Below are 420 nucleotides of genomic sequence, written 5' to 3'. Positions count from 1 at the left end.
GCCCAAACTTCACCTTTCACGATACTCGGTTCACAACGTTACTGACGATCTAAAATTAATGGCGGCCAAAGATACCTATGATTCTCGTGATGAGCTTTTGTTGGTCAAACAGCATAATACCGAGCAGCTTTTTGCCAGCCTAACCCCCTTTCTTATTGGACACTTAGAAGAGTCTAAGTGTTCTAACTGCATTGCATATAATATCGAAATTGAAGGTGACCCCGAGTTACGGTTCGAAAGCGAACCTATTGATTCGGTTTATGCGGTATCAAAAGTAAGCCGAAAAGAGGGTCCATTAAATATCACACTGCAACTCTCTTCAAATAAGCAATTCTATGATTCTTACTCCCAAGTCAGCATTCTAGGTACAGTGGTGGCTTCGTTAGTCCTCGCTACTTTGCTAACTATCTTTCTATACTG

General features: G+C 41.4%; 1 pseudogene. It reads left to right on the top strand.

The features are described 5' to 3' along the window. Positions 1 to 420, top strand: a pseudogene (locus tag AB4486_RS23530) (EAL domain-containing protein); the annotation flags it as partial.

It is taken from the genome of Vibrio sp. 10N.222.55.C6, from assembly GCF_041473395.1.
Taxonomy (GTDB): Bacteria; Pseudomonadota; Gammaproteobacteria; order Enterobacterales; family Vibrionaceae; genus Vibrio; species Vibrio crassostreae_C.
This window is presented reverse-complemented; position numbering and strand designations above follow the sequence as displayed.